Below are 22346 nucleotides of genomic sequence, written 5' to 3'. Positions count from 1 at the left end.
CTTGCGTGCCGTAGCGGAATACGGCAGCTTGATTGGCATGAGCACCATTGACGCACAGGCCCGCTATTCGCGCGGGGCCATCGCCCTTCACTGGATCATCGCCCTGCTGATCATGGGTAACTTCGTTGGCGCCTGGGTGTCGGAAGACATGCCGCGGCCCGAAAAGATGGAGCTGATGGGCTATCACAAGGCGTTCGGGATGCTGATCCTGGGGCTGACCGTGCTGCGCATCATCTGGCGGCTGACGCATACGCCGCCCCCGCTGGAGGAAACGCTCAAAGCGTGGGAGGCTGCGCTGGCGAAAGTGACGCACGCCTTGTTCTATTTCCTGATGCTGGCGGTGCCGATGGCTGGCTGGGGGCTGCATTCCGCGTTCAGCCAGGGCAAGCCGGTCAGCTTCCTGAGACTGTTCAATATACCTGCCTTGCCCGTGGGTAGCGACAAGGCGACGACCGGCCTGTTCCATGAACTGCACGAGGTGTTTGCCGGTGCGATGCTGCTGTTGTTCGTGTTGCACGTGGCGGCGGCGCTGAAACATCACCTGCTCGACAAGGACGGAACGATGCGGCGCATGGTCCCCTGGATGAAGTGATACGGATCAGGGCCTGCTTCGGAAACGAAGCGGGCCCTGATCTTTGCGGAACCTACCAGAAGAAGTCGTGGATCACGTCGACGACTTCGCCGGAATAGATATTCACCAGCAAGGCATCGTCATAATACCGGATCCAGCGGTACGGGCCATAGACGTCGGGCAGGCGATACTGCCACGGATCGTTGATCCAGTAGCGGCTGCTGAAGAACAGGCTGTCGAGGAAGAAGCCGATGCTCAGCCGCCGGTAGGAATAGTTGCGATACGGCGAATAGTACGACCCCAGCCGATAGACCGACGGATGCGCCCGGCGGTAGGAAGACCAGTTGTAGCGACTGTTATCGCGCCAACGGTTGTCCCACCGGCGGTAGTCGTGGCCATAGGCATAGCGGTCGCGGTTCCAGCTGCCGCTGCGATAGCGGCTGTCATCGCGGCGGCGATCATTATCCCGCCAGTTGTCGCGCCGATCATCGCGGCGCGTATCGTTGCGCCAGACATCGGCACCGGTGCGGCGCTCGTCGCTGCGCCAGCCTTCGCGGCGGTCATCGCGCCCGCTGCGCTCGGCGCGGCGTTCACGCCGATCGTCATTGCCATAAGAGCCGCTGGTGGCACTCGTGGTCCGGCCCCAGTTGCCGCCTGGAGCAGCGCGCGCAGCGGGCTGCGGCGCGGGCACGGGGACACTGGCCGTGGCGGCACCGTTATCCCGCCAGTTGCCGCGCCCGCCTCCATTCCAGCCAGAACCAGCGCCGCCGTCACCCCGTCCGCGCCAGCTACGCGCGGTGTCATCGCCGCCTCGGCGCTCACCCATGCTGGGGGGCGGCGCGCTGATCGGAGTGGGGGCGGCTACGGGAGCACTGCGGGCCATCGGACGCGACCAGCCTTCGCCGCCGCTGGGGCGTTCGGCCGGGGCCGAGCGCTGCGGCGGCTGATAGCTGCCGCCGATGTTGCCGCGCGCCTCGGCATCGCCGCGCCGCCAGCCAGGGCCACCGCGGCCATCTTCCTGGGCTGCCGCCAGGCCCGGAAGGGTCAATGCGGCAAACGCCATAGCCAGGGTTGAAATCCGGCCGAACTTACCAAGAGTCTTGACGGCCATGGCCGTATCTCCATCCCATCGCGCCGCACCACCGGCGGCGACCATGGGCCATCGCTACCCGATTCGCGCTGTCGCCACGGTGAATGATTTGGTAAGGTTTCTGTTCAGGTTTGTAGCAGTTATGATGAATGAAATCGCCGTCGGTCTGCATGATGTGCTGCTGGATGTATCCTCCCGGCTGAGCGCCGCCGCGTGCGACCGCAAATCGCCGATGCACACGCCGGTGATCGGCACGGCGGATGGTGACCTGCGGATCATGGTGCTGCGAGCATGCGATCCCCACCTTGCGGCGCTGCGGTTGCACACCGATGCCCGCAGTCCCAAGGTGGCCCTGATCGAACAGCGTCCTGAAATCGCGATGCTGGCCTATGATCCTGCTGCGAAAGTGCAGATCCGTGCGCGCGGGCAGGGCCGGATCGAGCGCGAGGGGCCGGTTGCTGATGCGGCCTGGACTGCGGCGACGGCCTTTGCGCGGCGGTGCTATCTGACCAGCGCCGGACCGGGGAGCGAAGCGGACCAGCCGCTATCGGGGCTGCCGCCTGAGCTGGAGGGCATTCGTCCGACCGAGGAGCAGCTGCTGGCTGCACGGGCGAACTTCGCGGTGCTGCTGATCACGCTGACCGAGCTCGACTGGCTTTACCTGGCCCACAACGGACATCGCCGCGCGAAATTCTCGCGCGGCGATGCCGGGCAGCCTTGGCAGGGGACCTGGGTGGTCCCCTGACCGGTCAGCGCGTCAGTTTCTTGTACGCCAGGCGGGTCGGACGATCCGCCGCATCGCCCAGGCGGCGGCGCTTGTCTTCTTCGTACATCGCGAAGTTGCCTTCGAACCATTCGACGTGGCTGTTGCCTTCGAAGGCGAGGATGTGCGTGGCCAGACGGTCAAGGAAGAAGCGGTCGTGCGAGATGACCACGGCGCAGCCCGCGAAGTTCTCGATCGCGTCTTCCAGCGCGGCCAGCGTTTCGACGTCGAGGTCGTTGGTCGGTTCGTCGAGCAGCAGGACGTTGCCGCCCTCCTTGAGCATCTTGGCCATGTGGACGCGGTTGCGTTCACCGCCTGACAGCTTGCCGACGTTCTTCTGCTGGTCCTGGCCCTTGAAGTTGAACGCGCCGACATAGGCTCGCGTGCTGGTGTCGTGGCCGTTGACCTTCATGTAGTCATGCCCGCCCGAGATTTCCTCCCAGACGTTGTTGGCCGGGTTCAGCGCATCGCGGCTCTGGTCGACATAACCAAGCCGCACCGTGCTGCCGATTTCGATCGTGCCGGTATCGGGCTGTTCCTGTCCGGTGATGAGCTTGAACAGCGTGGACTTACCCGCGCCGTTCGGCCCGATCACGCCAACGATGCCGCCCGGCGGCAGGATGAACGACAGATCCTCGAACAGCAGCTTGTCGCCATAGGCCTTGGAAATGCCCTTGGCCTCGATCACCTTGCCGCCCAGGCGCTCTGGCACCTGGATGACGATCTGGGCCTTGCCGGGGGTGCGGTTTTCCTGGCTGGCGACCAGCTGCTCGAACTTGGAAATACGCGCCTTTGACTTGGTCTGGCGGCCCTTGGGGCCCTGCCGGATCCATTCGAGTTCCTCCTTGATCGCCTTCTGGCGGCCGGATTCCTCGCGGTCTTCCTGCTCAAGGCGCTTGGCCTTCTTTTCCAGGTAGGTCGAATAGTTGCCCTCGTACGGGAAGTACTTGCCCCGGTCGAGTTCGAGGATCCAGCCCACCACGTTGTCCAGGAAGTAGCGGTCGTGGGTGATCATCAGCACCGCGCCCGCGTATTCCTTCAGGTGGTTTTCCAGCCACTCGACGGATTCGGCGTCAAGGTGGTTGGTCGGTTCGTCGAGCAGCAGGATGTCCGGCTTCTGGATCAGCAGGCGGGTCAGCGCGATGCGGCGCTTTTCACCGCCCGACAGGTTGTCCACCGCCCAGTCGCCCGGCGGGCAGCGCAGCGCTTCCATCGCGATTTCCAGCTGGTTGTCGAGTGTCCAGCCGTCCACCGCGTCGATCTTTTCCTGCAGGGTGCCCATTTCCTCCATCAGGGCGTCGAAGTCCGCGTCTTCCGGCGGATCGGCCATGATGTTCGAAATCTCGTTGAAGCGATCGACCAGGTCGGCCGTGGCGCGCGCGCCGTCTTTGACGTTTTCCAGCACGGTCTTGCTGGTGTCCAGTTCGGGCTCCTGTTCCAGATAGCCGACGGTGATGTTCTCACCCGGCCAGGCTTCGCCCGTGAAATCGGTGTCGATGCCGGCCATGATCTTGATCAGGGTGGACTTGCCGACGCCGTTCGGGCCGACGATGCCGATCTTGGCACCCTGGTAGAACTGCAGGTTGATGTTGTTCAGCACCGGCTTGGGCGCGCCGGGGAAGGTCTTGGTCATGCCCTTCATGACATAGGCGTATTGGGCGGCCATGGGTTCCTCTGGAAAAAATGCGAATGGCAAGGCGGGTTTGCCGGGCCCTCTACAGGTCAGGGGCGGGCGGAGCAAGCTTGGCGGATCGGGGTTGGGCACGAGATGGGATGTCTGCCGGGATTGGCAAGGGGCGGCCAGAACGATAGCAAGCGCGCCATGACCAAGCTCAAGACCATGCTCGCCCTTTCCGCCGCCCTGCTGGCGACCACTGCCCAGGCCAATGCGTCCGCCGAATCCGTCGCCTGGACGATCACGGCTGACCTGACCACCGAAGTCGGCGCGCGCCTTGCCGGGACCGACCGCGAAGCCGCGGCGCGGGACTGGGCGGTCGCCCGGCTCAAGGCGCTGGGGCTGGCCAATGTGCGGGTCGAACCCTTCACCATTCCGGGGTGGGTGCGCGGGGCCGAAGCCGCGCGAATGACCGCACCCTATCCGCACCAGCTGGCGATCACCGCGCTGGGCAACAGCGCCCCGACCCCGGCAGGCGGCCTGACCGCGCCGCTGGTCTATTTCCCCACGCTCGATGCCTTGCGCGCGGCGCCGGATGGTTCGCTGAAAGGCAAGGTGGCGTTCATCGATCATGCCATGCAGGCGACGCAGGATGGTTCGTCCTATGGCCCATACGGTCAGGTCCGCCGCGCCGGCCCGGCACTCGCTGCCAGCAAGGGCGCAGCAGGCGTGGTGATCCGCTCGATCGGCACGGACCGGCATCGCAATCCGCACACCGGCGGCACCGGCTGGACGGCCGGCGTCACGGCCGTGCCGGCGGGCGCGGTGTCCAATCCCGATGCCGATCTGATCGCCCGGATTGCCCGCACCGGCAAGCCGATGCAGGTCAATCTGGTGCTGGAGGGCAAGCCGGTCGGAGCGCTTCCTTCCGGCAACGTGATCGCGGAGCTGCCGGGCCGCGATCCCGCGCTGCCGCCGATCCTGGTGGCCTGCCATCTCGACAGCTGGGACCTGGGGACCGGCGCGTTCGACGATGCGGCGGGCTGCGGGATCATAACGGACGCGGCACTGCGCGCGCAGGCGGGTGGCAAGCCGCTGCGGACGATCCGTGTGCTGTGGGCCGGGGCCGAGGAAGTGGGCATTTTCGGCGGGCAAGCCTATGGCGAAGCCCACGCAAAAGAACCGCACGCGCTAGCGATGGAAAGCGATTTCGGTGCAGACCGGGTCTGGCGGGTCCAGTTCAACTTCGCCCCAGCCAGCGCTCCCCTGGCTGACCGCATCGCCGCCGCGCTGGCGCCACTGGGCATCCACCGCGGCACCGAAAAGGCCACCGGCGGCGCCGACGTGACCGCAATCATCGCCAAGCAAAAGCTGGCCGTGGTTGATCTCGACCAGGACGGCACCCGCTATTTCGACCTGCACCACACGCCTGACGACACGCTCGACAAGATCGATCCGGCGCAACTGGAACAGAACGTCCAGGCCTGGACCACCGTGCTGAAGATCGTCGCCAACGAGGCGGGGCCGCTTGGCGGAAACTGACGGAAAACGTGGTCGTGGATAGCAGCCCGATAGCGAACTGTCTCCAGTAAAAATATCAATAATAACAATGGTGTAATAAAATTAACCGTCTGGGTTGTAGCCAAGAAATAGGCATGCCCGTGTTAGTGCAGGCAATGAGAAGGTTCTGTTGCCCTGACTGGCCGGCCCTAACGCAGTAGTTCTGCTACCAACGATGGCTTCTTCTCAATCATGGCTAGCAGCACCTGGGCCGGGCCAGTCGGGCGACGTCGGCCATGCTCCCAATTCAGCAATGTGCCCTTGGCTACACCAATGCTCCGGGCGAATGCGCCTTGCGACAGCCCTGTTCTCGCTCTGATGGCGGCGACATCGACGGCAGGCACCTCGACGTGATGGACATTCGAGCCGACATGCTGGCCTTGGGTAAAGGCAAGAGCCTCATTAAGACCCTGCATAATGCTGTCATGTGCGTTCATTGGCTGCCTCCATAGGTATCGACTAGGATCTTGCTTAGCTGGATCGCTGCTGCCTGTTCGGCCTTGGTCAAATTGTCTTTCTCGTTTTTGGCGAACACTGTGACCAGAAATATGGGCATGTGCGTGCCGCCAAAAACGTAGATGGTCCGGTATCCGCCGCTCTTGCCACCGCCTTCGCGGGGGATCCTTACCTTGCGTAGGCCACCGCCCAAAGACACTCCCGCATTCGGGTTTGCCGCGATATAGTTCACAAGACCGAGGCGTTCTGCCTCGGTCATGATGGCCTTCGCCCGTCGAAGGAACTCGGGCAGCTCCACGACGGTCTGTAAAGTGGTCATGAGCCCTTATTTATACGTCAATGGCCCATAAGTCAATGACGTATGGTTGGACGCGCTGTCACCTCATTCCAGCATTACATAGCATCCCAGGCGACGCGATCCGACAAAGATGATCCTACCGTTGTCCCGCAACACCCCTATGTCACGTTTCGCGGTTCTCAGCGTGACCTCCCAATGGTTGGCGAGGTCCTCGGCGGTGCATTTCTCATTTCGTGCGACTCGCTCCAGAAACCATTCCTGTCTCGGGTTAAGTCCGGCGGACCCGGGACAATTTATGGTGACATCGATGTCACCATAAATGTCACCAATAATGTCACCATAATCAGCGCCGGTTTCGACCTCTGTGCCGGGTCGATCATCGGTCCCAAGATCAATCCTGGTGGCCACTTGCGGCGTTGGCGGCTGGACGCTCGCATCGGTAATCAGCTCCAAAACCAGTGCCTGGACGGCCGCTGATTTTGCGAAAAGTCTCATCAAGAAATATCCGCTTGGTCCGGATTCGCCGCTCAGCCAATTCTTGACGCTGCGCTCACTTGCGTTGGTCCAGCGCATGATCGTTTTGACTGATCGATGCGTGTCGCCATGCTCCTCTTTCAAAGCGTCCGCGATCAACTCGGCATAGTCCTTAGGCGACTTCGCCAGCCCCACCCACAGGTGCAACATCTTGCCCTTTTTCGGCAACATCCTCCGTCCTTTCCCCCGTTACATTCGCGTGTGTGCGGAACGGTAGGCAGAGGCGCTGATCGGACTGCAGCTGTTGGACGCCCTGGACTGCTGCGGCGGCTGAATTTGAAAGGGCGTGAGTTGAGCGACTGGCACTACGAGGACGGGGGGAAGCGCCCTGAACAAACAGGGCGCAATGTAAGGGCGGCTGAATATGTTCGTATGTCCACAGACCACCAGAAATACTCGACAGAGAACCAGGCAGATGCGATCCGCCACTACGCCACTGCGCGGGGCATCGACATTGTTCGCACCTATGCGGATGCGGGTAAGAGCGGCCTGAAGATCGAAGGGCGCGACGCCCTCAAGCAACTCATCGATGATGTTCAGTCTGGCTCAGCCGACTACACCATGATCCTCGTTTACGACATTAGCCGCTGGGGACGTTTCCAGGACGCTGATGAAAGTGCTTACTACGAGTACATCTGCAAGCGCGCTGGGATCGCAGTCCAGTACTGCGCGGAGCAATTCGAGAACGATGGCAGTCCGGTTTCGACTATCGTCAAAGGCGTCAAGCGCGCCATGGCAGGGGAATATAGCCGAGAGCTCTCAACCAAGGTGTTCGCTGGGCAGGGCAGGCTGATCGAGAAAGGCTACCGCCAGGGTGGCCCTGCGGGCTTTGGACTTCGCCGAACCCTGATCGACGAGAGTGGAGCAATCAAAGGCGTTTTGGGGCGCGGCGAGCACAAGAGCATCCAAACCGACCGGGTTATTTTGACGCCGGGCCCAGAAGAGGAAACAGATACTGTTCGTCAGATCTATCACGCCTTCGTGCATGGAGGCCGCAGTGAGCGCGAGATCGCGGAAGACCTCAACGCCAGGGGAATCCTGACCGACCTCGACCGCCCATGGACCCGCGGTACCGTTCACCAGCTTCTGATCAATGAGAAATATGTCGGCGACAACGTTTGGAACCGCCGCTCGTTCAAACTGAAGAAGAAGCGCGTACAGAATGCGCCCGAGATGTGGATTCGGTCTCAGGGTGCGTTCGAGGGCATCGTAGAGCGGGATCTGTTTGAAGCTGCCCATTCGATCATTGCGGCGCGTTCGTTCCGACTGTCAGATGATGAAATGCTGGAAGCCTTGCGCGGGCTCTATGCCAGCAAAGGCCTGCTCTCGGGGATCGTCATCGACGAGTGCGATGGTTTGCCCTCAAGCAGTGCCTATAGCTCCCGTTTCGGCAGCCTGCTGAGAGCCTATAGCCTGGTGGGGTTCACTCCAGACCGGGACTACCGGTACGTCGCGATCAATCGAACCCTGCGCCAGATGCATCCCGATGTTCTCAGGCAGGTACTGGACGGGCTGCGAGGGCAGGGCAGCGATGCCTGGCAGGATCTCACTTCCGACAGCGTCATCGTCAATGGCGAGTTCAGCCTGTCGATCGTTATAGTCCGATGCCTAGTCACGCCAACGGGCCTGCTGCGCTGGAAGATGCGCTTCGACACATCAGCCATGTCAGACATCACTATCGTGGTGCGTATGGACATAGACAACAGGGCGCCGCTCGATTTCTACCTGTTCCCGCGGATCGACGTAACCTCCGAGCGGCTAAGGATGGCCGAAGACAATGGCCTGAGCCTCGACGCCTATCGTTTCGACACCCTGGACTACCTCTATGAAATTGCCGCCCCAGTCAGCATTGCGGAGGCTGCCTGATGACCGAAATGGGCTCGCAACAGATCGAGATGGTTCCGATTTCACGGATCAACGTGCTCAACCCCCGTTCCCGCAACAAGCGGCAGCACCGTGAGATCGTGAACAATATCGAGGCAATCGGCTTGAAACGGCCGATCACAGTCAGCTTGCGGCAGGGGCCGGGCGGGCCAAGATACGACTTGGTTTGCGGGCAAGGGCGCCTTGAGGCGTTTCAGATGCTCGGACAGGAGGAAATCCCCGCCGTCGTGATCGAGGCGGCAGAGGACGAATGTCTCGTCATGAGCCTGGTCGAGAATATTGCACGACGGGTGCAACGACCGATCGATGTGATGCGCGAAATCGGCGAACTCCGGAAACGTGGCTACAGCGAGACAGATATTGCCAGGAAGATAGGTGTCCATAACTCTTGGGTCAGCATGGTCGTATCGCTGCTCGAGCGCGGCGAGGATCGACTTTTATCGGCAGTCGAAACGGGTCTTATACCGATAACAATGGCCATGGAGGTGGCAAAGGCTGAAACAGAAGAGGCTCAGAACCTTCTGCTCGAAGCCTATGAGTCGGGGAAACTGAAAGGCAAAAAGCTCGCATCTGTCCGTCGCTTGCTTGATCGGCGCCTGCGGAGCAGGAATAAAGGAATTCATTCAGGCCGATCCGGTTCGCGCGGTGGCAACCGCCGCATAACGGCAAACGACCTGCTGCAGGTCTATCAACGCGAAGCCGAGAAACAGCGCCTGCTCGTGAAGAAATCTGACTTCACCCAGACCCGCCTTCTTTTCGTTGTCGAGGCTATCAAAGATCTCCTCAGCGACGAGGGGTTTACCACCTTACTAAGGGCTGAGGGTCTGGAAACCATGCCCCGGGCGCTTGCTATCAAGATCGCGGGAGGCCTCGATGGCTGACTGGCTCCCTCAACACGTTATCGAAGCTTCTGACGATCCAGACGTTCATCTGGCTTTTGAACGCCAGACCGTTTCGGTCCCGATTTCTGTCATTGTGCCGTTGAAGTCGCTCCGCGAAGGTATTCGCGAGAGCAAGAAATATGCCCAAATCGTAAATTCGATCAAAGCGATCGGGTTGGTTGAAGCGCCAGTCATCATCGCTGACACGCAGCATTCTGGGCGGTACTTTCTGCTCGATGGGCACTTGCGCATCGAGGCACTCAAAGAGCTCGGCACCGAAACGGTCGATTGTCTCGTGGCGACCGACGATGAGACTTACACCTACAACAAGCGTGTAAATCGCCTGCCGCCTCTTCAGGAACATCGCATGATCGCGCGAGCAGTAGAGCGAGGGGTGGCGCCGACCGTGATAGCCGAAGCTTTAGGGCTGGATGTCGCGTCGATACACCGCAAATTTCGGTTACTGGATGGAATCTGCCCCGAGGCCGCGGAGATACTGAAAGACACCATCTGTCCTATGAACGCTTTCGACGTTTTGCGCCGCATGTCACCCACGCGGCAAATCGAAGCGGCAGATCTTATGGCCGGTCAGAGCAATTTCAGCCTGATGTTCGCAAAAGCTCTTCTGGCCGCAACGCCGGACGATCAGCTCGCGAAGCAACCGAAGAAAGATAAGAAGGCCGATGCGAATGGCCCGACGGCCCAGCAGATCGCCCGAATGGAGCGGGAGCTCGCAGCCCTGCAGACGCAGGTGAAATCGGTCGAGGACAGCTACGGCATCGACAATCTGCACCTTACCGTAGCGCGCGGATACATAGTCAAGCTCCTAAGTAATGCCCTCATCGTTCGGTGGCTTTCTCAGCATCACCAGGAATATCTCAGCGAGTTCCAGCGGATCGCGGAAATGGAGTCGATCGCGCCGGCATTAGCCACGCTGCCAATTCAAGATTGAGTGTGATGGGGACCCGGACCCGATAAGCGCGGGGACCATGGGAGAAGCCGCACTGTGGGGCGGATCGAGCATGGGTGTGGGGATGGCGGCGAACCCGCTCGGAGCCCACTAGGCCGGCCGTCATATGGACCGACCGTATGCGCGGAAAGTCTGCGCATGATGTATGAACGGGCGTGCCGGTTATGTGGCGAGCCGGCACGCCCAAGGGATCGGGCTGATATGATCAAGAATGCTCCGCTGACTTTTTCAGCATTCGAGCAACGCCCTTGGCCAATATTTCGCCGACCTCAGCCAGCCTCTCCTTGGCGGTCATTTCGTCAGGGTCTGGGCTGCCGGGTGTCCAATAATGCGTCTTTGGGCTTGGTGCTGGATAGAGATCCCTCACAAGAGAGGGCTTCTTTGCAAGCAATGCGAGCAAAACCTTGGCGGCTCCTGTCGGCTGTCGGCGGCCTTGTTCCCAGTTTATCAAGGTGCCCAGAGGCACCCCGATGCTTGCCGCGAAAGCGCTTTGTGACATTCCGGCCTTGGCTCTAATCGCTGATAAGTTGACAACTGGAACGTGGGCACGAGGCGGGCGGGCTATCGGATCGTCAGGTGATGCGACGCTTACAGAGACCTTCACGGCTTTCCATGGTTTGCGCTTTTGCCTCATTCCCGATTGCTATTTTGCGTCCCAAACTACGTCAATGGCGTAGTAGCATTGCCTGTGCCTGCCACTGTAAATCCAGCACTTTTCCCCGCTAGCTGACGGGAGGCAATAGCAGTCTGAAGTCTGGGGGTAAGCCGTCGCGTTTTTGCAACTGTGATTGCCCGTTCCGGGCTCTAGAAACAGCAGAATTCTGTGACCTAGCCCATCTCCGGTCCAGAGGTTGTGGAAAAAATATTGGCTGTTTTGGAGGTGAAATTGGAAAATCTCCAAATTTCTCCGTTCTGAAAAACCCCAGAATTCTGCCGTTTTTCGGCCCCCTTGGGGCAGTTTTGAATTCGCGCGTATTGAATGGTCGGGGAGACAGGATTCGAACCTGCGACCCTCTGCTCCCAAAGCAAAGGACTTAGTTTTTCTGGGGATTTCAGGGCTATTTAAAACCTATTAAAATCAAAGAAATAGCGTTTCTTTGCGTTTCAGTTGATCGCAAGGCACTTCCAAAATTCGTAACCCAGGGTTACACCCATTGGACCTTCTGCATGATGCTGGGGTTTATGGGCCGATAGCCCGAACGTGGGTTACACTTATGGCGAATCCGATTTTGACCGACGCAAAGGTGCGGGGGCTAAAGGCCGCTTCTGGCCAGCGTTTAGAGGTTCCCGACGCGCTTGTGCCGGGGCTGCGCATCCGGGTTACGCCGACAAGCAAGACATGGATCTTGCGGCAACGCGCTGGCGGCAAGGTGCGGACCATGACAATCGGGCCGTTTGGCGACGGTGCGGGCGCTTATTCGCTGGCAGCGGCACGGACAAAGGCAGTCGCCATGCAGGGCACGATTGCGGGCGGTGCGATCATTGCGCCTGCAACTATCCGGCGAGCGCAAGAGGGTGGCGAGCGGGTGGCGGGCGTGGTTGATACGTTTATGACGCGATGGGCGGAAAAGCGTATCAAGAATCCGTCAAGCTATCGCTGGATGTTCGACAAGTATGTGATCCCGCACTTTGGGGATTGGCAGATTCAGGCGATCAAGCGGCGCGATCTGGCGGACTTCCTAGACCTAATCGCGGACAAGCACGGCATGACCACCGCGCGCCGTGTGGGCGGGTTGCTAAAGCGCCTTTTCAAGTTTGCTGTGTCGCGGGATGTGATCGAGGCCGATCCGGCAGCGGCGCTAATCCTGCCCGGTGCTGAAGTGCAACGCGAGCGGACTTTGACCGAGGACGAAATCAGGGCGCTATGGGTTGCGACCGATCCGGCCAGCCGAGGCGACGAACGCAACAAAGCGGGCAGGCTTGCGGCTCACCCGTCAATGTTCCCTTGGGGCGCGTATTTTCGGCTGTTGCTGCTCACCGGCCAGCGGCGGGGCGAGGTTGCTGGGATGCGTTGGGCCGACATTGACCTGAAGGCGCGGACATGGGCGCTGGCGTCGGCGGACACGAAGTCTGCACGGGCGCACTTAGTGCCCCTCTCACCGGCTGTTGTGGCGCTTCTAACGGGCCTGCCGCGCCTATCGATTGATATGGACGGGAAGTCCGTTCCATCGCCCTATGTTCTCACCACGAACGGGGCAGCGCCGATTAGTATGTTTTCCAAGCCTAAGGGCTGGCTTGATGATGCCATGTGCGCGGCCCTTGGCGGGGAATTGTCAGATTGGCGGATTCACGATTTGCGCCGCACGGTCAGCACGGGGCTTGCTCGCCTTGGGGTTGACCCGTTTGTGCGGCGGCGGGTGCTGAACCATGCCTTGCAGGGCGTTGACGCGATCTATGACCAGTTTGACTATCTCGAACCCAAGCGGGCAGCGCTCGACCTATGGGCGACCGAACTCGACCGGATTGTGAACGGCAAGCCTGAAGCGGCAAACGTGGTGCAAATGAGCAAGGCGGGGGCAAAGTGATGGACTGGGAGCAGGTGATCGAAGCCGAATTGAGCGAATGCGAAAAGCGATTTGTGTCGGGCGATTTTATTGCGCTGATGCAGGCTTTTCGATGGGCGACCATGCACGGCAGGCCATTGCCTGATTGGATGGTTGGGGAAGTTTTCAACGCATTGACTTTCACCTTTGAAAAGGGAGGCGCTCCGGGCAGGGGCAAGACAGGGGGTTATAAAGCGCGGCGTGCCCGTGATGCTGGTCATAAAGAACGGCATAGAATCGCCGCAAGGGAACTGCATAAACGCAAGTTAAAGCTTGGCGGTGCAAAGAAGCGCGAGGAAGCCTTTGATGCTGCCCAGAAAATCCTTGCGGGAACTCCGGCGCAAGGCTCAATCGAGCAAATTGAGCGAAGCTATAACCGAATAGAAAGGCAGTATCGGCCTGCGAGCAAAACCGCCTCTCCATAAAACGCGAATTAACGGCAAGTGACCTGAAGGGGGGCTATCTGCGAGGTGTGTCTCACGCTTTCACGAGGTGGCACAATGATCTTGCAACGCAAACAGGTTGAGGCCGAAACCGGGCTTTCCAATTCGACAATCTGGCGGCTTCAGCGCCGGGGTGAGTTTCCCGCTTACGTGCGGCTGTCCCCGCGCCGCGTAGGCCTTTCCGCCGAGAGACTGGCCGAGTGGCTGGCCAACCGCGAAAAGGAAAGCGCAAACTGATGGCAAAGGAAAACCCCCGCGCGGGCGGCACGGGGGCTTCGGTATCCAATGCGACGGACACTGAAACCCTTAGCCAAAATCCCGCATTTAGGCAACCGACGCGGCGGCGCTTTGCCGTTTTCGTCTCCGCCGGATTGTGTTGCGGTTATGCTGTTTCGGTTGAACCTGCGACCATTACGCACGAGCCGCGCGCCTTTCCCGATTATTTGGCTGCGCGAACCTTTGCCGAGGAATTGGCGCGTCTGGAAAGCTGGCCCCTGATCGACCGTAACGGCGGGGGTGAGCGATGATCGATGTTGGCGAAATCGCACGGCGCTACGGCGGTGCGGTCAGTGGCGGACAGGCTTTGATCCCGGCCATTGGCCATAGCAATAAGGACAGGGGCGTAGCGATTAAGCCCGCGCCTGATGCGCCGGACGGCTGCATAGTGCATTGCTTTAACGGTGCCGATCCGCTTGCGGAAAAGGACCGCCTGCGCGCCGATGGCTTCCTGCCAGCACGGAAAGCTAAGGCCGAACTAGGGCCGTGGCTGCCTGTGGCGACCTTTGAATATGTCGATGCAACCGGCGAGGTGATTTATCGCACGGTGCGCCGCGAGCCTGCGAATTGGCCGGGACCGGGCAAACGCCCGAAAGAGTTTCGGGCCGAACGGTGCGAGGGCGGACGCTGGGTGGCTGGCATGGGCGACTGTGATCGCGTTCCGTATCGCCTGCCCGAACTGCGGCAAGCTATCGAGGCCTGCCGTCCCGTTTATCTGGTGGAAGGCGAAGCTAAGGCCGATAAGCTTGCCGCATGGGGCTTGCCCGCAACGGCAATCGCCTTTGGCTCGAACGGGTGGCGGGCGGACTACGCAGGGCACTTTGCCGGGGCAAAAGTGTTTATCCTGCCCGACAATGATGCACCTGGGCGAGACTTTGCCCGCAAGGCTTTCAGCGACCTAAGCGGCTGCGCTGCGCCTGCAATCGTGGAATTGCCGGGACTGCCTGAAGCTGGCGACGTGATCGACTGGCAAGGTAGCGCGGATGATCTGGAAAAGCTTTGCGCTAATGCGGCCTTGCCTGACTGGCTGCATCAGCCTGAAGCGGGGGCGGGGGCAGATAAGCCCGCGAGTGCTTTCCGTTTCGTGGCGGTTGGCAATCTAGAGTTTCGCCCCCCTGAGTTTCTGATCGACGGCTTGATTGAGGCAAGTGCGCTGGGCTTGCTGTTTGGCGATCCGGGCTGCGGCAAGAGCTTCCTTGCGGTGGATATTGCCCTGTCACTAGCTACGGGAACCCCTTTTCACGGGCTGGCCGTCAAGCAAGGGGCTGTGTTTTACATTGCCGGGGAAGGGCACAACGGACTTGCTCGCAGGTTCGCCGCGTGGGCGCACGATCGAGACGTTTCGATAGCCAATGCGCCTTTGTTCGTTTCGACCCGTCCTGCGCAGTTTCTAGACGCTGCAAGCGCTAACGCTGTGGCTGAAGCTGTTGAAGGGCTGGCGGCGCTTCACGGTGCACCGGCCCTTATCATTATCGACACGCTGGCCAGAAACTACGGGCCGGGAGACGAGAATAGCACAAGTGACATGAGCGCTTTTGTTGCCGCTGTCGATGATTTGAAAGCCCGATTTCCCGGCTGCACGGTGCTTATCGTTCATCATTCCGGCCATACCGAAAAGGGCAGGGCACGCGGCGCTATGGCCCTGAAGGGCGCTCTAGACTTCGAATATCGACTGGAAAGGGACTAGGCGATGATAAAGCTTGTCTGCACCAAAATGAAGGATGCCGAACCCCCTCGCAACATGACGTTTGCGCTGAAATCGGTTGACCTTGGAGGCGGCGCGTCAAGTGCGGCGCTCGAACTGGCCGAGGCCTGCACCACCAAAGAACGGCAGCTTACCAAGGTGCAGAAGCTGGCCAGAGACGCCTATATCGACGCGGCTGCCGTCAATGGGATTTGGACCGCCGATGGCTTCACCGGGCTGCACTTGGATCATTGGCGCGCCGACTTTTACGCCAAGCACACGGGCGACACGATCGACGCCAAGCGCAAGGCCTTCGGGCGGGTGCGCCAAGACCTGCAATCGGCAGGCCTGATTAGCGCCGAGAATGATGTTTACCTGTGGCGCGATTCCGCTGTGGCCCTCTCCATCATGTTCCAGCGGCAAGGCGGGACAAGCGGGACAGTCCCGGACAATTCGCCAGAATGTCCCGATGCAGAAGCGGGGATGAGCGGGACGGACAGGACACACCCCTATAGGGGTGTCCCGTGTCCCGCCCCGTCTGGGGTTGATGATGACGGACAGACTTGCCCCTCTTGTGCGGGCGTTGGCTGCGCATGGTGCGAGCAATGATGCCGCGCGCCGATCCGCTGGCTTTTGTGCGACCGGGGTTGATCCTGCACGTTTGGCGGCATGGGCGACCGCTTGTGCAAGTCACCCTGACACGGCGGCACGCGCTGGCGCTGATGTCTGACCTCGCCCGCGCGCTGGCTGAAAACGACGAATGAACCTGCCCTATCTTGGAGGCATGAAGCCATGACCACAAACGGCAAATACATTGCACCACACTTCTACCGGGCACGGCGGCGCAAACGCGCGGCTGGGGGGAAGGGGGAGGGTGCATCACTGGATCTTGGAAACGTGCGAGCGGCTGAAGGGGCTAACGTCTTAACGCCCTGCCCCCGTTCAACCTGTGAGGCTGCCGAAACTAACGAGGGAAACACCGATGCCGTCAAATGAACCACCTGCACACTTGTCAGACAATGCCGCGCAATGGTGGCGGGAAGTGCTGCGCGACTATTCGCTGGAACCGCACCACCTTCACTTGCTTCAATCCGCCTGCGAGGCGCTCGACCGCATGGCGCAGGCCCGCGCCGAATTGGCCGCGCATGGTGCTTTGACCTTCACCGACGCGCGCGGGGTTATCAAGGCGCATCCCGCCGAGGCGATCGAACGCAACGCGCGCATAGCCTTCGCACGGTTGGTGCGGGAACTTGACCTAGACGCCGGTGCTGTTGCCGGTGCCAGCGCGCCGCGCCCGCCTGCTCTTGTCAGCAATCGAAGGGGCTAGACGATGCCGGTCAAGAGACGCGTCTCCAAGGGGCGGGACATTGACGACCTGAAGCTGGTTGAACTGGTGGAAGGGCCGGGGCGCTGCCTGCTGGCGGGTTGCGGCTATTATCTATGGCCCGCCGATGAATGGCGGATTCGCGGGCATAAGTGGGGCGGTGTGGCCAGCCCTGACGGGGAAGACGGGTTTTTCTGGGAAGTCTCCGAGGCTGGCCAAGCGATCATTCTCGAAGCCATGCGCGCCGATTGGAATCGCGTGGGCGCGGGTATCATGGCGCAAGCCGCCGATCGGCAAGACGTATGGGCCTTTGCGCAGTTTGGGCCGCCTGAAAGCTGGGCGGGCAATGGTGGGAGTAATTCCAATGACCGATGAACAATTCCGCGAAAACGTGCAGCTAGTCACGCTGGCGCTTGGGCGATCTTTTGAGGTGAGAGACATAGGCAAGCAAGATGCGGCCAAAATAAGCGGTGCGGCGCTTGCGCAAGTGTTGGCTGTTGCCCTTGGGCCTATAGATGCAATTGAGCGTTTGCGCGATCTAGCAGATTTGATGGAGGGGCAAGTTATGGGGAAATGTTAATTTTATTTGCTTGCAATTTTATGGGATTGGACTAAGCTTCAATTTCCGCGTTTTCCGACGCGAGGCCCCGGGGCTGATCCCGGCTTTGTCTCACCTTGGAAAACGAAAGGCTTTTCCAAAATGAATAATACTATTGCACTGAAGCGCGACCGCGTTTCACTTATCGATGATGCTCGTAGTCTGCTGGCGCAAATGCAGACCGAGCGCGACGCGGCCAAACTGGCCGATCTTGAGCGCCGCCACGATGCGGCAATGCGCGAACTGGACCTGAACGCGCTCGACATTGAAGCGGCGCAAATGGCTGCTGGCGATGCCGAAAGCCGCGCTGCTAATCGTCCTGGGTGTGATGCTATCGCCCCCGGCAGCGATGACGGCTCGACCCTGCTGCAAGGCAAGCGTAGCGCTTGGGTTGACCAGCGCGGCCAGCCGGTCCGGGTGCTGACGCGTTCCGAACGCATGGGCGGCAATCGCAATGAGGCGGTGGGCTTTGGTGATCTTGTCCGTGCTAAGGTGACTGGCCCGCGCAATGAGGCAGAAACCCGCGCTCTTGCGGCTGGCACTGACAGTGCAGGCGGTTTTACTGTCCCGGCTCCCCTTGCGGCTGACTTTATCGACCGTCTGCGCGCTCGCAGTGTTGCAATCGCCGCCGGTGCGCAGACCGTTGAAATGGACAGCTCGACGCTTTCGATGGCTCGAATTGATACTGATCCGGGCTGCGATTGGCGGGCCGAGAATGCCGCGATTGCAGAGAATGACCCGACGTTTAGCCGGGTGCTGTTTGAAGCCAAGACGCTGGCGGGCCGGGTGCCTATGTCCCGTGAACTGCTGGAAGACTCGACCAATATCGGGGCGGCGCTTGAGGCGGCTTTTGCCGGTGCCATGGCGACTGCGCTAGACCGGGCCGCGATCTACGGTGACGGGACGGGCAATTCGCCCACGGGCGTCTGGCATACGTCTGGAATCAATGCTGTGTCGATGGGCACTAACGGCGCGGCTCTTGCCGGTTACGATCCGATTCTTGACGCAATGCTTGCGCTGAAGAATGCGAACGCGGCGGACCCGACTGCGATGATTTGCGCGCCGCGCACTGAAATCGCACTGGCCAAGCTGAAGGATGCAGACGGGAACCCGCTTCGCGCGCCTGATCTTGTGTCGCGCGTTCCTCTGCTTTCGACCACCAGCGCGCCGATCGATGAAACCGAGGGCACTGCAACCAATGCCTCTAGCATTGTGATTGGCGATTTCCGCGACCTGCTGATTGGCCTGCGGACTTCGCTCGAAATCCGCATTTTCGACCAGCCGCTCGCGGGCAATGGCCAGTTGCTCGCAATCGCGTGGCTGCGCGCTGACATTCAGACCGCAAGGCCGAAATCGTTCTGCAAGCTGACTGGAATCAAGCCCGCTTGATGGGCGGCCATTCCGGCATTCTAACGGTAAGGGCGGGGCTTTGCGGCTCCGCCCTTTTTCATGGGTGAACTATGGGGCAGGTGACGCGCTTGCAGGCGCTGGCGACCGAGATAGAACGGGATGGCAGCGATCCTATCCGCGCACTGTTTCTGACAGTGCTGATGCACGCACTGCGCGATAGCGACGCAATGCGATGGCTGGCCAGCAGGGACGGGCAGCTAGTTTGCGCCTTGGCCGATGTTGACCCGGACTATGCCCGAACGGCCATAGGTGGGCCGCGTAACCCGATTCGGGGTGGCGGGTGATCGAGTGCCGCGTCTGACTGGCTGCGCCCCCAGTGCGGTTAGGCTGCGCTGGCTGACATTTGCCCCCGTAGCCCAAGGTGTAACCCAAGGTGTAACCCAAGGTCGGGGGCGTGGCCTTTACTTCCTGTCTAAGTGATTGATTTTATGGTCGGGGAGACAGGATTCGAACCTGCGACCCTCTGCTCCCAAAGCAGATGCGCTACCAGGCTGCGCTACTCCCCGACCCTGGTTTCCGGTCTGGCATTGGCCAGACCGGGTAATGGTGGTGGGCCCGGCAGGATTCGAACCCGCGACCTAGCCGTTATGAGCGGCCAGCTCTAACCGCTGAGCTACAGGCCCATACCCGCCACCAGAAGCGGCGCGTTAGCTTGGCCGTGCGGTTGTGGCAAGCTCGACCGACCGCATGATGTCTTTCACGTTGCTGGGCTGAACGCCGCGCTGGCGCAAATAGGCGAATACGCCGCGCCACCAGTCGTACAGGGCATCAAGGTCGTCCTCGGTCTTCACATAAGGGGTGAAGCCGGGGGCCAGTGACGGGCTGTGGAAGCTGAACACGAGGATCGGCAGGCCTTCATCAATGGCAATATCGATCCCGCGAATCGCTTCTTCCAGCGTCACGCCCTCGGGAGTCAGCGGAATGCGCTCCAGCATTCCGATCCGGGCGAGTGCACCACGCAGGCGCGGAGTGCGCCACAGCTTCGGGTAAAGCCAGGGGCCGATTTGTCGCAGAATGCCCCAGTAGACCGAGGTCAGGGGCAGCTCCATCAATCCGTTGCTGCGATCGAGCCAATAGGGGGTGACGGGGTGATCCCGGTAGTTGGGACCGCCGGCGGCGCTGTAGTCGAATCGGGCACGAACCGAGGTGTCGATCGCCATGCCGTGTTCGGACAGGATCTCGGCGGTATGCGGCCCGGTGCCATAGCGTCCGGCCCGATAGATCAGCGGCGTCGCGCCAAAGTTCTGTTCGATTGCGGCGTGGAGCCGATGAAACTTCTCGCGCTCCAGTGCGTGCGGCAGATTGCCCGCAAAACTGTTGAACTGGTTCACTTCCTCGTCGTGCGGAGGGCTGACCCAGGGGTGCAATTGCACCCCCACTTCGGCGCGCCCGGCTGCGATTGCCGGTTTCAGGATCTCTGCGGCGAGGGGGGACGTCGCGATCGGATAGTCGATGAGGTAGATCGGGCAGACGCCCTGCGCCTCGGAAAACTCCTGGAATTTTGCCAGGCGGGCAATGGAATGCAGGGTGTGTCCGGATTTGCTGATGGGTCTGGTCCAATCGAACTCCTCTTCGGTGTCGACTGTCAGGATGAAGCGCTGCCCCGCTTCCGGTGCGAACCGCACAGGGTCTGTCCTGACCGGCGTGTCCGGGATCCGCAATTGCACCAAGTTGTTCTGCCCCTGTATTTTTCGACAGGTCAGCCTGCCATTGTGCCTGCCTCGCTATCGCTATGATCCTGCAGTGCCGGGGTCAACCCCGGCAGTTCCAGCCGCAGCCGATCCTTGTGCCGCTCCAGCTTGCCGCCCGCGGCACTGGCTTCGGCACGAACGAGCCGCAGCGCAAAGCCGACGCCGAAAACCCCCGCCGCGACGACCTGGGGCACGCTGCCGGTGGCGGCCGTGAACAGGCCGGCATCATCCTTTGCCGCCAGCGCGGCCGGCAAGGCCACGGTGAGGCGAATGGCATCGCCCTTGCGGCGCAGGCGCAGCTTGAGCCGCTCGCCGGGCGCCGCCGTGCCGCCCAGCGTGGCCAGCAGGCGCCATACGATCCGTTCCACCTCAATCCGGGCAAGCGGCAGGAGCAGGCCATCGTCCTCGATCCGCAAGTCGAACCCGCTGCCGCGCGAGCGCGTGTGGGCATCGAGCTGGGCAACGGTTCCTGCCACGATCTGGTCTAGCGGGGTTTCACCGCCTTCCAGTTCCAGAACCTTGCTGTCCAGCCGGGCCAGCCGCTCCAGTTCCTCGAACGCGGCCAGCATGCGCGCGGCATCGCCTGCGATTCCGGCTGCCAGGGCCCGGTATTCATGCGGGGTCGGGCCAAACAGCTGCTGCTGGATCACCTCCGCAAAGCCCTGAATGGCATTTACCGGTGTGCGCAATTCGTGCAGCGCCTGGCGAAGGCGTTCGGCCTCGGTATCGCGCGACGGGGCGAGCGTGCCGGCAGCTGCGGCGGCTGGGCGTCGCATGCGCCCACGGTAGCCGCCGAACCGCCCACTGAGCGGATCGAAGGCTGGAACCGCATCCACCTGCCAATCACCGGCAATCGCGGGGGCACCGGTGATGTGCAGCCGCGCGCCAGAGAGCGGCTGGAGGCGGCGCATGGCCTGCAGCATGTCGGCCCCGCAGGTTGCCGGGCTTTCTGATGCGCGCGAGCCCAGCAACAGCCCGACTGCCATCGGGGCCACGCCGGGATCGGTCCACACCACGCGGCCACTTGCATCAGTGGCAAAATCGAACGCGCGCGCCTCGGCCGGGAAGGCGGCGGCCAGATCCTCGCCCAGCGGTAGTCGCGGCGAATCCGCGGGAACGCTGCCTTCGATCACCTGCTTTGAGCGGCGATAGGCTTCGATCTTGCGCACCAGCGCGCCAATCCCGTCGAGCGGCGGCTTCGCAGGCTCGGGAGGCAGGACATCTGCCTCGGCCACGGATGGGGCGGCAGGAGCCAGTGGCATGTCCGCTGTGCCTTGCGTCGGCGGCAGGGCGCGATCGCCAATGCCCAGCCGCGCCAGCAATGCCTCGACCCTTGCCCCCAGATCGCGGCGCTGGCGGATATGTCCCCGCGCTCCCAGCGGCAGTGCCGGGATCAGATCCAGCCATTGTTCTTCCGCAAGCTGCGCATTGGCCAGCGCGCTGGCGGCCTGAGCCGGGTCGGCGCTGGCCAGCGCTGCCACCAGTCGGGTCGAGCGCAGGCGCAGGCCGGTCTCCCGAATGATCGCGCTCCGGCTTTCAGTGGGGATCGCGCGGACGAGATCGGCCAGCCGGTCATACGCGGCATCGACCTGCGATCCGGTGGCATCGGGTGGCAAGGTTCCCAGCAGATCGAGCAGTTGCCTGAACTGGATGCGCGACGTCACCGGTCCGTCGGCGCGGCTGCGCAGTACGGTGGCCAGGCGGTCGTCGAAATGCATCGCGGCTCCGGTCGTTCAGAGGTTCTGGCGCGGAAGC

Annotated in this window: 25 protein-coding genes and 2 tRNA genes; 17 read left to right on the top strand and 10 right to left on the bottom strand. The window is 61.4% G+C overall.

Going from position 1 to position 22346, the window contains the following annotated elements; genetic code table 11:
• Positions 1 to 37 precede the first annotated feature (37 nt).
• A complete protein-coding gene (locus IE113_RS13725; RefSeq protein WP_189542419.1) occupies positions 38 to 592 on the top strand; it encodes a cytochrome b in 555 nt (184 codons plus the stop codon).
• 52 nt (positions 593 to 644) lie between these two features.
• Here the strand turns inward: IE113_RS13725 and IE113_RS13720 are convergent, their stop codons facing one another.
• Positions 645 to 1682, bottom strand: coding sequence for an RcnB family protein (locus IE113_RS13720; protein WP_229822488.1), 1038 nt, complete (start codon positions 1680 to 1682; stop codon positions 645 to 647).
• Positions 1683 to 1806: 124 nt separating this feature from the next.
• Between IE113_RS13720 and IE113_RS13715 the strand changes: the two genes are divergently transcribed.
• On the top strand, positions 1807 to 2406 hold the full coding sequence (locus tag IE113_RS13715; protein ID WP_229822485.1) for a PNPOx family protein: 600 nt from the start codon (positions 1807 to 1809) through the stop codon (positions 2404 to 2406).
• A gap of 4 nt (positions 2407 to 2410) precedes the next feature.
• On the opposite strand, the gene ettA is transcribed toward IE113_RS13715, so the two are convergent.
• A complete protein-coding gene (gene ettA / locus IE113_RS13710) occupies positions 2411 to 4090 on the bottom strand; it encodes an energy-dependent translational throttle protein EttA (protein ID WP_189542418.1) in 1680 nt (559 codons plus the stop codon).
• Positions 4091 to 4246: 156 nt separating this feature from the next.
• Here ettA and IE113_RS13705 point away from each other — a divergent pair, with 156 nt between their 5' ends.
• Positions 4247 to 5581, top strand: a complete 1335-nt coding sequence (locus IE113_RS13705) for a M28 family peptidase (protein ID WP_189542417.1) — start codon at positions 4247 to 4249, stop codon at positions 5579 to 5581.
• A 167-nt stretch (positions 5582 to 5748) separates the two neighbouring features.
• Here IE113_RS13705 and IE113_RS13700 read toward each other — a convergent pair whose 3' ends face one another.
• The 3 genes from IE113_RS13700 to IE113_RS13690 all read right to left on the bottom strand — a co-directional run bounded on the left by IE113_RS13700 (position 5749) and on the right by IE113_RS13690 (position 7058).
• Positions 5749 to 6036 carry a helix-turn-helix domain-containing protein gene (locus IE113_RS13700; protein WP_083234626.1) on the bottom strand — a complete coding sequence of 96 codons (288 nt, stop codon included), beginning with the start codon at positions 6034 to 6036 and terminating at the stop codon, positions 5749 to 5751.
• On the bottom strand, positions 6033 to 6374 hold the full coding sequence (locus tag IE113_RS13695) for a type II toxin-antitoxin system RelE/ParE family toxin (protein WP_189542416.1): 342 nt from the start codon (positions 6372 to 6374) through the stop codon (positions 6033 to 6035). Before IE113_RS13695 ends, IE113_RS13700 begins: the two co-directional genes overlap by 4 nt.
• A gap of 63 nt (positions 6375 to 6437) precedes the next feature.
• Positions 6438 to 7058, bottom strand: a complete 621-nt coding sequence (locus IE113_RS13690; RefSeq protein ID WP_189542415.1) for an HTH domain-containing protein — start codon at positions 7056 to 7058, stop codon at positions 6438 to 6440.
• A gap of 120 nt (positions 7059 to 7178) precedes the next feature.
• Between IE113_RS13690 and IE113_RS13685 the strand changes: the two genes are divergently transcribed.
• From IE113_RS13685 to IE113_RS13675, 3 genes are read left to right on the top strand one after another with little or no spacing between them, the layout of a single operon-like run.
• On the top strand, positions 7179 to 8753 hold the full coding sequence (locus IE113_RS13685) for a recombinase family protein (protein ID WP_268248116.1): 1575 nt from the start codon (positions 7179 to 7181) through the stop codon (positions 8751 to 8753).
• Positions 8753 to 9652 (top strand): plasmid partitioning protein RepB C-terminal domain-containing protein, encoded by a 900-nt coding sequence (locus tag IE113_RS13680; protein WP_199678314.1) that lies wholly within the window; start codon positions 8753 to 8755, stop codon positions 9650 to 9652. Before IE113_RS13685 ends, IE113_RS13680 begins: the two co-directional genes overlap by 1 nt.
• Positions 9645 to 10604: a plasmid partitioning protein RepB C-terminal domain-containing protein gene (locus tag IE113_RS13675; RefSeq protein ID WP_189542414.1), complete on the top strand. Its 960-nt coding sequence runs from the start codon at positions 9645 to 9647 to the stop codon at positions 10602 to 10604. The genes IE113_RS13680 and IE113_RS13675 overlap by 8 nt, the downstream gene beginning before the upstream one ends.
• A gap of 223 nt (positions 10605 to 10827) precedes the next feature.
• On the opposite strand, the gene IE113_RS13670 is transcribed toward IE113_RS13675, so the two are convergent.
• A complete protein-coding gene (locus IE113_RS13670; protein ID WP_123153350.1) occupies positions 10828 to 11256 on the bottom strand; it encodes a helix-turn-helix domain-containing protein in 429 nt (142 codons plus the stop codon).
• A gap of 580 nt (positions 11257 to 11836) precedes the next feature.
• Here IE113_RS13670 and IE113_RS13665 point away from each other — a divergent pair.
• The 11 genes from IE113_RS13665 to IE113_RS13615 all read left to right on the top strand — a co-directional run bounded on the left by IE113_RS13665 (position 11837) and on the right by IE113_RS13615 (position 18879).
• Entirely contained in the window at positions 11837 to 13147 is a 1311-nt protein-coding gene (locus IE113_RS13665; RefSeq protein WP_189542413.1) for a tyrosine-type recombinase/integrase, read from the top strand.
• On the top strand, positions 13147 to 13590 hold the full coding sequence (locus IE113_RS13660; protein ID WP_189542412.1) for a hypothetical protein: 444 nt from the start codon (positions 13147 to 13149) through the stop codon (positions 13588 to 13590). The genes IE113_RS13665 and IE113_RS13660 overlap by 1 nt, the downstream gene beginning before the upstream one ends.
• 75 nt (positions 13591 to 13665) lie before the next feature.
• A complete protein-coding gene (locus IE113_RS13655) occupies positions 13666 to 13845 on the top strand; it encodes a helix-turn-helix transcriptional regulator (RefSeq protein ID WP_189542411.1) in 180 nt (59 codons plus the stop codon).
• Positions 13845 to 14135, top strand: coding sequence for a hypothetical protein (locus IE113_RS13650; RefSeq protein WP_189542410.1), 291 nt, complete (start codon positions 13845 to 13847; stop codon positions 14133 to 14135). The genes IE113_RS13655 and IE113_RS13650 overlap by 1 nt, the downstream gene beginning before the upstream one ends.
• Positions 14132 to 15571, top strand: coding sequence for an AAA family ATPase (locus IE113_RS13645; protein ID WP_189542408.1), 1440 nt, complete (start codon positions 14132 to 14134; stop codon positions 15569 to 15571). Before IE113_RS13650 ends, IE113_RS13645 begins: the two co-directional genes overlap by 4 nt.
• A gap of 27 nt (positions 15572 to 15598) precedes the next feature.
• Positions 15599 to 16177, top strand: coding sequence for a hypothetical protein (locus IE113_RS13640; protein WP_189542406.1), 579 nt, complete (start codon positions 15599 to 15601; stop codon positions 16175 to 16177).
• Entirely contained in the window at positions 16177 to 16332 is a 156-nt protein-coding gene (locus IE113_RS13635; RefSeq protein ID WP_189542404.1) for a hypothetical protein, read from the top strand. The genes IE113_RS13640 and IE113_RS13635 overlap by 1 nt, the downstream gene beginning before the upstream one ends.
• Positions 16333 to 16610: 278 nt before the next feature.
• Complete coding sequence (locus IE113_RS13630; protein WP_229822482.1) at positions 16611 to 16895, top strand: P27 family phage terminase small subunit; 285 nt, start codon at positions 16611 to 16613, stop codon at positions 16893 to 16895.
• A 3-nt stretch (positions 16896 to 16898) separates the two neighbouring features.
• Positions 16899 to 17267, top strand: a complete 369-nt coding sequence (locus IE113_RS13625; RefSeq protein ID WP_189542400.1) for a hypothetical protein — start codon at positions 16899 to 16901, stop codon at positions 17265 to 17267.
• Positions 17257 to 17472: a hypothetical protein gene (locus IE113_RS13620; RefSeq protein WP_189542398.1), complete on the top strand. Its 216-nt coding sequence runs from the start codon at positions 17257 to 17259 to the stop codon at positions 17470 to 17472. The genes IE113_RS13625 and IE113_RS13620 overlap by 11 nt, the downstream gene beginning before the upstream one ends.
• Positions 17473 to 17592: 120 nt before the next feature.
• The gene (locus tag IE113_RS13615; RefSeq protein WP_189542396.1) at positions 17593 to 18879 is read left to right on the top strand and encodes a phage major capsid protein; all 1287 of its coding nucleotides are present in this window, start codon (positions 17593 to 17595) and stop codon (positions 18877 to 18879) included.
• Between the two features lie 450 nt (positions 18880 to 19329).
• Here IE113_RS13615 and IE113_RS13610 read toward each other — a convergent pair.
• The 4 genes from IE113_RS13610 to IE113_RS13595 all read right to left on the bottom strand — a co-directional run bounded on the left by IE113_RS13610 (position 19330) and on the right by IE113_RS13595 (position 22309).
• A tRNA-Pro gene (locus tag IE113_RS13610) sits at positions 19330 to 19406 on the bottom strand.
• 41 nt (positions 19407 to 19447) lie between these two features.
• A tRNA-Ile gene (locus IE113_RS13605) sits at positions 19448 to 19523 on the bottom strand.
• 24 nt (positions 19524 to 19547) lie between these two features.
• Entirely contained in the window at positions 19548 to 20525 is a 978-nt protein-coding gene (locus IE113_RS13600) for a polysaccharide deacetylase family protein (RefSeq protein ID WP_229822480.1), read from the bottom strand.
• 74 nt (positions 20526 to 20599) lie between these two features.
• A complete protein-coding gene (locus tag IE113_RS13595) occupies positions 20600 to 22309 on the bottom strand; it encodes a sensor histidine kinase (RefSeq protein ID WP_189542395.1) in 1710 nt (569 codons plus the stop codon).
• Positions 22310 to 22346 lie beyond the last annotated feature (37 nt).

Origin of the sequence: Novosphingobium arvoryzae (genome assembly GCF_014652615.1) — a bacterium.
GTDB lineage: Bacteria > Pseudomonadota > Alphaproteobacteria > Sphingomonadales > Sphingomonadaceae > Novosphingobium > Novosphingobium arvoryzae.
The sequence above is the reverse complement of the archived record's forward strand: the minus strand, read 5'-3'. Positions and strand labels throughout refer to the sequence as shown.

Coding starts and splice junctions, on each gene's coding strand:
- IE113_RS13725 (WP_189542419.1), top strand. CDS start 38: ATGAGCACCATTGACGCACAGGCCCGCTATTCGCGCGGGGCCATCGCC.
- IE113_RS13720 (WP_229822488.1), bottom strand. CDS start 1,682: ATGGCCGTCAAGACTCTTGGTAAGTTCGGCCGGATTTCAACCCTGGCT.
- IE113_RS13715 (WP_229822485.1), top strand. CDS start 1,807: ATGAATGAAATCGCCGTCGGTCTGCATGATGTGCTGCTGGATGTATCC.
- ettA (WP_189542418.1), bottom strand. CDS start 4,090: ATGGCCGCCCAATACGCCTATGTCATGAAGGGCATGACCAAGACCTTC.
- IE113_RS13705 (WP_189542417.1), top strand. CDS start 4,247: ATGACCAAGCTCAAGACCATGCTCGCCCTTTCCGCCGCCCTGCTGGCG.
- IE113_RS13700 (WP_083234626.1), bottom strand. CDS start 6,036: ATGAACGCACATGACAGCATTATGCAGGGTCTTAATGAGGCTCTTGCC.
- IE113_RS13695 (WP_189542416.1), bottom strand. CDS start 6,374: ATGACCACTTTACAGACCGTCGTGGAGCTGCCCGAGTTCCTTCGACGG.
- IE113_RS13690 (WP_189542415.1), bottom strand. CDS start 7,058: ATGTTGCCGAAAAAGGGCAAGATGTTGCACCTGTGGGTGGGGCTGGCG.
- IE113_RS13680 (WP_199678314.1), top strand. CDS start 8,753: ATGACCGAAATGGGCTCGCAACAGATCGAGATGGTTCCGATTTCACGG.
- IE113_RS13675 (WP_189542414.1), top strand. CDS start 9,645: ATGGCTGACTGGCTCCCTCAACACGTTATCGAAGCTTCTGACGATCCA.
- IE113_RS13670 (WP_123153350.1), bottom strand. CDS start 11,256: ATGAGGCAAAAGCGCAAACCATGGAAAGCCGTGAAGGTCTCTGTAAGC.
- IE113_RS13665 (WP_189542413.1), top strand. CDS start 11,837: ATGGCGAATCCGATTTTGACCGACGCAAAGGTGCGGGGGCTAAAGGCC.
- IE113_RS13660 (WP_189542412.1), top strand. CDS start 13,147: ATGGACTGGGAGCAGGTGATCGAAGCCGAATTGAGCGAATGCGAAAAG.
- IE113_RS13655 (WP_189542411.1), top strand. CDS start 13,666: ATGATCTTGCAACGCAAACAGGTTGAGGCCGAAACCGGGCTTTCCAAT.
- IE113_RS13650 (WP_189542410.1), top strand. CDS start 13,845: ATGGCAAAGGAAAACCCCCGCGCGGGCGGCACGGGGGCTTCGGTATCC.
- IE113_RS13645 (WP_189542408.1), top strand. CDS start 14,132: ATGATCGATGTTGGCGAAATCGCACGGCGCTACGGCGGTGCGGTCAGT.
- IE113_RS13640 (WP_189542406.1), top strand. CDS start 15,599: ATGAAGGATGCCGAACCCCCTCGCAACATGACGTTTGCGCTGAAATCG.
- IE113_RS13635 (WP_189542404.1), top strand. CDS start 16,177: ATGCCGCGCGCCGATCCGCTGGCTTTTGTGCGACCGGGGTTGATCCTG.
- IE113_RS13625 (WP_189542400.1), top strand. CDS start 16,899: ATGCCGGTCAAGAGACGCGTCTCCAAGGGGCGGGACATTGACGACCTG.
- IE113_RS13620 (WP_189542398.1), top strand. CDS start 17,257: ATGACCGATGAACAATTCCGCGAAAACGTGCAGCTAGTCACGCTGGCG.
- IE113_RS13615 (WP_189542396.1), top strand. CDS start 17,593: ATGAATAATACTATTGCACTGAAGCGCGACCGCGTTTCACTTATCGAT.
- IE113_RS13595 (WP_189542395.1), bottom strand. CDS start 22,309: ATGCATTTCGACGACCGCCTGGCCACCGTACTGCGCAGCCGCGCCGAC.